5 protein-coding genes are annotated in these 6,788 nt (G+C 60.1%); 2 read left to right on the forward strand and 3 right to left on the reverse strand.

Annotated elements, in window-relative coordinates:
- The first annotated feature begins 86 nt into the window (after window positions 1-86).
- On the forward strand, window positions 87-833 hold the full coding sequence (locus tag AC1DIS_RS02260) for an SDR family oxidoreductase (RefSeq protein WP_018926135.1): 747 nt from the start codon (window positions 87-89) through the stop codon (window positions 831-833).
- A 75-nt stretch (window positions 834-908) separates the two neighbouring features.
- On the opposite strand, the gene mapR is transcribed toward AC1DIS_RS02260, so the two are convergent.
- From mapR to AC1DIS_RS02275, 3 genes are all read right to left on the reverse strand, one after another.
- Window positions 909-2,318: a GntR family transcriptional regulator MpaR gene (gene mapR, locus AC1DIS_RS02265; RefSeq protein WP_018926134.1), complete on the reverse strand. Its 1,410-nt coding sequence runs from the start codon at window positions 2,316-2,318 to the stop codon at window positions 909-911.
- Window positions 2,319-2,508: 190 nt separating this feature from the next.
- Window positions 2,509-3,939, reverse strand: coding sequence for a cytochrome c oxidase accessory protein CcoG (gene ccoG / locus AC1DIS_RS02270; protein ID WP_477743006.1), 1,431 nt, complete (start codon window positions 3,937-3,939; stop codon window positions 2,509-2,511).
- A gap of 195 nt (window positions 3,940-4,134) precedes the next feature.
- Window positions 4,135-4,368 carry a DUF3203 family protein gene (locus AC1DIS_RS02275; RefSeq protein ID WP_018926132.1) on the reverse strand — a complete coding sequence of 78 codons (234 nt, stop codon included), beginning with the start codon at window positions 4,366-4,368 and terminating at the stop codon, window positions 4,135-4,137.
- 278 nt (window positions 4,369-4,646) lie between these two features.
- On the opposite strand from AC1DIS_RS02275, the gene AC1DIS_RS02280 reads away from it, so the two are divergent.
- On the forward strand, window positions 4,647-6,644 hold the full coding sequence (locus tag AC1DIS_RS02280; RefSeq protein WP_477743007.1) for an alpha-1,4-glucan--maltose-1-phosphate maltosyltransferase: 1,998 nt from the start codon (window positions 4,647-4,649) through the stop codon (window positions 6,642-6,644).
- Window positions 6,645-6,788 lie beyond the last annotated feature (144 nt).

Consider the following 6,788-nt stretch of genomic DNA (forward strand, 5'->3'; position numbering starts at 1 on the left):
AGGGTTGATGCAGGTCCATGCAAAACCGCGCAATGGCGGTTATTCTTGGCCCCGACTGCTTACGCTAGGAACGGGGGAAAGCCAGCATGGACAAAGTTATCGTCATCACCGGCGGCAGCCGTGGAATCGGCGCCGCCACGGCCCTGTTGGCCGCCGAACAAGGTTATCGGATCTGCATCAATTATCAGTCCGACGAACAGGCGGCGCTCAGTGTGCTGGAGCAAGTCCGCGCACGCGGTGCCCAAGCCATCGCCGTGCGTGCCGACGTCAGCATCGAAGACGAAGTGATCGCTCTGTTTCATCGGGTGGACACCGAACTGGGCCGGGTCACGGCGCTGGTGAACAACGCCGGCACCGTCGGACAAAAGTCGCGGATCGACGAAATGTCGGAATTCCGCATTCTGAAAATCCTCAAGACCAACGTCCTGGCGCCGATCCTCTGCGCCAAACACGCGATTTTGCGCATGTCGCCCAAACACGGCGGGCAGGGCGGCAGCATCGTCAACGTCTCCTCGGTCGCCTCGCGTTTGGGTTCACCCAACGAGTACGTGGATTACGCCGCGTCCAAGGGGGCGCTGGACACATTCACCATCGGCCTGTCCAAGGAAGTGGCGGGCGAGGGGATTCGCGTCAATGCGGTGCGTCCGGGTTACATCTACACCGATTTCCATGCATTGAGCGGCGATCCGGACCGGGTCAGCAAGCTGGAATCGGCGATTCCGATGGCCCGCGGTGGGCGGCCGGATGAAGTGGCGGAGGCGATTGTGTGGTTGTTGTCGGATAAGGCGTCGTATGCGACCGGGACTTTCGTCGATCTTGGTGGTGGGCGGTAAAGATCAGAAGCAAGATCAAAAGATCGCAGCCTTCGGCAGCTCCCACGCGCCTGTGGGCGCCGCGATCTTTTGCTGTTAAAAGGACCTGACAATCCGCCCCAACGTCTCCATCGCCTTCTCCGAATCCTCGGTCCACGGGCTGCCGTAATTCAACCGAATACAATTCCTGAACCGCTGAGTCGGTGAAAAAATCGGCCCCGGCGCAATGCTGATCCCCTGCGCCAGTGCCATCTGAAACAACTTCAACGAATCCATCTGCGGCGGCAGTTCCAGCCACAGGAAGTAACCGCCGGCCGGTTGGCTGACGCGGGTTTGGGCCGGGAAGTAGCGGGCGATGGCGGCGAGCATGGCACTTTGCTGTTCTTCCAGGGCGTAACGCAGCTTGCGCAGGTGCCGATCGTAGCCGCCGTGTTGCAGGTAATCGGCGATGGCCGCCTGGGCGGGCATCGAGGCGCATAGCGAGGTCATGAGCTTCAGCCGTTCGATTTTCTGCGCATAGCGCCCGGCGGCGACCCAGCCGATGCGGTAGCCGGGGGCCAGGCTCTTGGCGAACGAACCGCAATGCATCACCAGCCCTTCGGTGTCGAACGCCTTGGCCGGTTTCGGCGCCTGTTGGCCGTAATAGAGCTCGGCGTAAACGTCATCCTCGATCAGCGGCACCTGATGGCTGCGCAACAACTCCACCAGTTCCTGTTTCTTCGCCTCGGGCATGGTCGCGCCCATGGGGTTCTGGAAACTGGTCATGCACCAACAGGCCTTGATCGGGTGCCGTTCCAGGGTCTGGGCGAGTACGCCGAGGTCGATGCCGTCTCGCGGGTGGACGGGGATTTCCACGGCTTTGAGCTTCAGCCGTTCCAGCACTTGCAGGCTGGCGTAAAAGGCCGGGGCTTCGATGGCCACCAGATCGCCAGGCTCGGTGACGGCTTGCAGGCACAGGTTCAGCGCTTCCAGCGCACCGTTGGTGATCAGCAGTTCCTCCATCGGCAGCATCAGCCCGCCGACCATGTAGCGCAGGGCGATTTGCCGACGCAGTTGCGGGTTGCCCGGCGACATGTCGGTGACCACCATGCGCGGGTCCATCTCCCGGGAAGCACTGGCCAGCGAGCGGGACAAGCGCTGCAGCGGGAACAGCGTGGGGCTGGGGAAGGCCGAGCCGAAGGGCACGGTGGTGGGGTCCTTGATCGAGTCCAGCACTGAGAACACCAGTTCGCTGACGTCGACTTCGGTGGACTCGTTGACCTGGCTGCTGATCACCGGCTCCGAGAACGGGCTTGGTGCATGCGCATTGACGAAGTAGCCGGAACGCGGTCGCGCGCGGATCAGGCCGCGACGTTCGAGCAGGTAATAGGCCTGGAACACCGTGGACGGGCTGACGCCGTAGGTCTGGCTGGCGTAGCGCACCGACGGCACCCGATGGCCGGGGCCAAGAACGCCGGAGCGGATCAGTTCAGCGATGTCGTCGGCGAATTTTTCGTAGCGTTTCATCGAGTGCCCGGTTAGTGAATTGTGCATTTTGTGGCGAGGGGGCTTGTCGGAACGCCGCATCGCCCCGTTCGGCTGCGCAGCAGTCGTAAAACCAGACTGCTCGATATATCTGAATAATGTAGGGGGCCGCTTCGCGACCCAACGGGGGCAAGCCCCCTCGCCACAGGACAAAGGATTGCATCTTAAAGACTCAACGGTTCATCGGTGCAACAAACCGGCTCTTGGCCACGCTATAGATGTCCGGCTCATTGCTGTCGACAATCTTGAAGCCGATCGTCTGCGAGCTGCTGCTCGGCCGTTCCGTGGTCATCGCCACCGACACCGGCACATCGACAATCTCCCCGGCGGCCAGGCTCAGTTCGGTCTTGCCTTGCAACTGGAAGCCGTCGTCGTCGACCAGTGTCAGACGGTACTCCTGACGTTGCTGGGTCTTGTTGATGACCTTCAGGCTGTAGATGTTTTCGATCTGACCTTCACTGTTCTCGCGGAACAGGCCACGGTCCTTGCTCACGTCCAGCGACACCATCGGCCGCTCCACCAAGGCCAGGGCGAAGGCGCCGATCATCACCAGCAGCACCGCGGTGTAACCGATCAGGCGCGGGCGCAGCAGGTGGGTCTTGCCACCCTGCAATTGATGCTCCGAGGTGTAGCTGATCAGCCCTCGGGCGTAGCCCATTTTGTCCATGATCGAATCGCAGGCGTCGATGCACGCGGCGCAACCGATGCATTCCATCTGCAAGCCATCGCGGATGTCGATGCCGGTCGGGCAAACCTGGACGCACACCTGACAGTCGATGCAATCACCCAGGCCGACCTCGGCGGGTTTCACTTCACGTTTGCGCGGGCCACGGTTTTCGCCGCGAGCCACGTCGTAGGAAATGGTCAGGGTGTCCTTGTCGAACATCACGCTCTGGAACCGTGCGTATGGACACATGTGCATGCACACGGCTTCACGTAGCCAGCCGGCGTTGATGTAAGTGGCACCGGTGAAAAACAGCACCCAGAACAGGCTGACACCGCCGATTTGCAAAGTCAGCAGCTCTTCGGCCAGGGGCCGGATCGGTGTGAAGTAGCCGACAAAGGTCAGGCCGGTGAGCAGGCTGATCGCCAGCCACAAGGTGTGTTTGGCCGAGCGACGGAGCAGTTTGTTCAGGCCCCAGGGCGCGGCTTGCAGCTTGATCCGCTGGTTGCGCTCGCCTTCGGTGATCTTCTCGCACCACATGAAGATCCAGGTCCAGGAGCTCTGCGGGCAGGTGTAACCGCACCAGACCCGGCCTGCGAACACGGTGATCGCAAACAAACCGAAGGCGGCGATGATCAGCAGCGCCGACAGCAGGATGAAGTCCTGCGGCCAGAAGGTCGCGCCGAAGATGTGGAATTTGCTTTCGGACAGATCCCAGAGCACCGCCTGGCGGCCGCCCCAGTTCAGCCACACCGTGCCGAAGAAAAGTAGAAACAGAAACCCCGCGCCGCTCATGCGCAGGGTGCGGAACAGGCCGGTGAAGCTGCGGGTGTGGATCAGGTTGTCACTGGACTTGGCCTTCATCTTTGGACGCGAAGGCTCATTGTTTTTTATAAACGAGGCAGGTTCAACGGTTCGGACGGGGATTCTATCGCTCATGGTCTTTCGCTCATCAGCCTCCATCAGGCCTGAGCACTATGACCAGCGATCTGTTTGCATAACAGACTCACCTAGCGCAATAAAAGGCGGATCAGATGGGCTGCCCACACCCGCCTGCGACAACTTGATGCACCCGCAAGGGCGGGCTGCAAGTACCTAGGTCAGGCGCTGGTGGGTTGTGTTGATGCCGGTCAGTCAAATCACCGAATCACTGTTCGTGGCCTTCAAATGCCGGCGACCGTCCACAGCACCTGCTACGGTCAATGCGTCGGCTTCTGCTTCGGTGATGTAGAAGCGCTGGCCGTCGAGTTCCACTGCCGACATGGATTTTTCCTCGTCAGTGATTATGGTGATATCAGGGCAAAGGCGAATTTCTTCGCCGTTTTCGGTGATGAAGAAGCAGGTCTGGTTGTCGATGCGCACGGTCATGGAGGAGGCCTTTTTGCGGATTCATTAAGTGTTAGGGCGCATTTGCCGGTGATTGTTCTGTGCAACCGATAGATGGCGTGAGTCATGCTTAAGTTGGTTGACCCGTGCCCAGGGGATTGATTCCTCGAAGGACCTGGCAAATCCCTCTGAACTTTGCCGGCGCCTGTGGCTCGGAACTTATGTGTGTTCATACCCTTGAGTTCATCTCGGGGCAGATCGCTTCGTGTGAGTGATGACCAGGCACAAGAGCGTCCTTGGGGCGTAAGGAGAGATGCTCGATGACCGCTGAAAAACCCACAGAACTAAGCTACAACCCGCATATACCGCTGTCCCAGGCGTTGCTGCTGCCGCGTATCGTGATCGAAAACACCATGCCGACCCTCGATGGCGGGCAATTTGCCGTTAAAGCCGTGGTCGATCAGGACGTGGTGGTGACCAGCAAAGTGTTTGCCGACGGTCATGACAAACTGGCCGTGCGCATCCGTTGGCGTGCCGAAGGCGACGACACCTGGCAAAGCGAGGTGATGGTCGAGTTGGGCAATAACGGCTGGCAGGGCCAGTTCCGTGTCAAGAAGCAGGGCCGCTATGCGTTCTGTATCGAAGCCTGGATCGATCAGTACGCCAGTTTTTGTTATGAGCTGAAAAAGAAGCACGGGGCCTGCATGTCGGTCAGCCTGGAATTGCAGGAAGGGCGCCTGCACGTCAAGCAGGCAGCGGAACGCAGTGAAGGCCTCCTCAGCGAGCAGCTGGCGGCGTTGCACCATGAGTTGTCCGGTCTGCTCGAAACCGAGCAGGTTGCCTTGTTTCTGCACCAACGCAGCGCGGACTTGATGGCCCAGGCCGATCATCGTCCCTTCGTGAGCCTGAGTCCTGAATTTCCGGTGGACGTGGAGCGGGAGTTGGCGCAGTTCGCCAGTTGGTATGAATTGTTCCCACGCTCGATCACGGATGATCCGGCCCGTCATGGCACCTTTAATGACGTGCATACGCGGCTAGCGATGATTCAGGACATGGGCTTCGACGTGCTGTACTTCACGCCGATCCACCCGATCGGCCGCAGCTATCGCAAAGGCCCGAACAACTCGTTGACCGCCGGCCCCGACGACCCGGGCAGTCCTTACGCCATCGGCAGCGAAGAAGGCGGGCATGAGGCGATTCACTCGGAACTGGGCAGCCGCGAAGACTTTCGCCGGCTCGTCGCGGCGGCCGCCGAACATGGGCTGGAAGTGGCCCTCGACTTTGCGATTCAGTGTTCCCAGGATCACCCTTGGCTCAAAGAGCATCCGGGCTGGTTCAACTGGCGCCCGGACGGCACGATCAAATACGCCGAGAACCCGCCGAAGAAATATCAGGACATCGTCAACGTCGATTTCTATGCCGTGGATGCGATTCCCAGCCTGTGGGTTGAATTGCGGGACATCGTGGTGGGATGGGTCGAAGAGGGCGTGAAGCTGTTTCGCGTTGATAACCCCCACACCAAACCGTTGCCGTTCTGGCAGTGGTTGATCGCCGATGTGCGGGCGCTGTACCCCGAGGTGATTTTTCTGGCGGAAGCCTTTACCACGCCGGCGATGATGGCGCGCCTGGGCAAGGTCGGTTACTCCCAGAGCTACACCTATTTCACCTGGCGCAACACCAAGACCGAACTGGCGACTTATTTCACCGAACTCAACGAGTCGCCATGGCGTGAATGCTACCGGCCGAATTTTTTCGTCAATACGCCGGACATCAACCCGGCATTCCTGCATGACTCCGGGCGCCCCGGTTTTCTGATTCGCGCGGCGCTTGCGACCATGGGTTCCGGGTTATGGGGCATGTATTCGGGCTTCGAGCTGTGTGAAGCGGCGCCGGTGCCGGGCAAGGAGGAGTACCTCAATTCCGAGAAGTACGAGATCCGCCCGCGGGACTTCAACGCGCCGGGCAACATCATTGCCGAAATCGCCCAGCTCAACCGCATCCGCCGGCAGAACCCGGCGCTGCACACGCATCTGGGCCTGAAGGTCTACAACGCCTGGAACGACAACATTCTGTATTTCGGCAAGCGCAGTGAGGATGGCGGCAATTTCATTCTGGTGGCCGTCAGCCTCGATCCGAATAACGCCCAGGAAGCGAATTTTGAATTGCCGCTGTGGGAAATGGGCCTGCCCGACGATGCCAGCACCCAAGGCGAAGACTTGATGAACGGTCACCGCTGGACCTGGCACGGCAAGTACCAGTTCATGCGGATCGAACCGTGGCATCTGCCGTTCGGGATTTGGCGGATCACCGCTTCTTGACTGTGGCGAGGGGGCTTTTGTGGCGAGGGAGCTTGCTCCCGCTGGGTCGCGCAGCGGCCCCAGACAATATGTCAGTCACACCTCATTTGCAGGTTTTACGACTGCTTCGCAGCCGAGCGGGAGCAAGCTCCCTCGCCACAGGTC

The organism is Pseudomonas sp. 05N433 (assembly GCF_056396925.1).

What these genes read in the sequence shown, in the direction of transcription:
- AC1DIS_RS02275 (WP_018926132.1), bottom strand. Translation starts at nt 4,368, where the DNA reads ATGACCGTGCGCATCGACAACCAGACCTGCTTCTTCATCACCGAAAAC.
- ccoG (WP_477743006.1), bottom strand. Translation starts at nt 3,939, where the DNA reads ATGAGCGATAGAATCCCCGTCCGAACCGTTGAACCTGCCTCGTTTATA.
- AC1DIS_RS02260 (WP_018926135.1), top strand. Translation starts at nt 87, where the DNA reads ATGGACAAAGTTATCGTCATCACCGGCGGCAGCCGTGGAATCGGCGCC.
- mapR (WP_018926134.1), bottom strand. Translation starts at nt 2,318, where the DNA reads ATGAAACGCTACGAAAAATTCGCCGACGACATCGCTGAACTGATCCGC.
- AC1DIS_RS02280 (WP_477743007.1), top strand. Translation starts at nt 4,647, where the DNA reads ATGACCGCTGAAAAACCCACAGAACTAAGCTACAACCCGCATATACCG.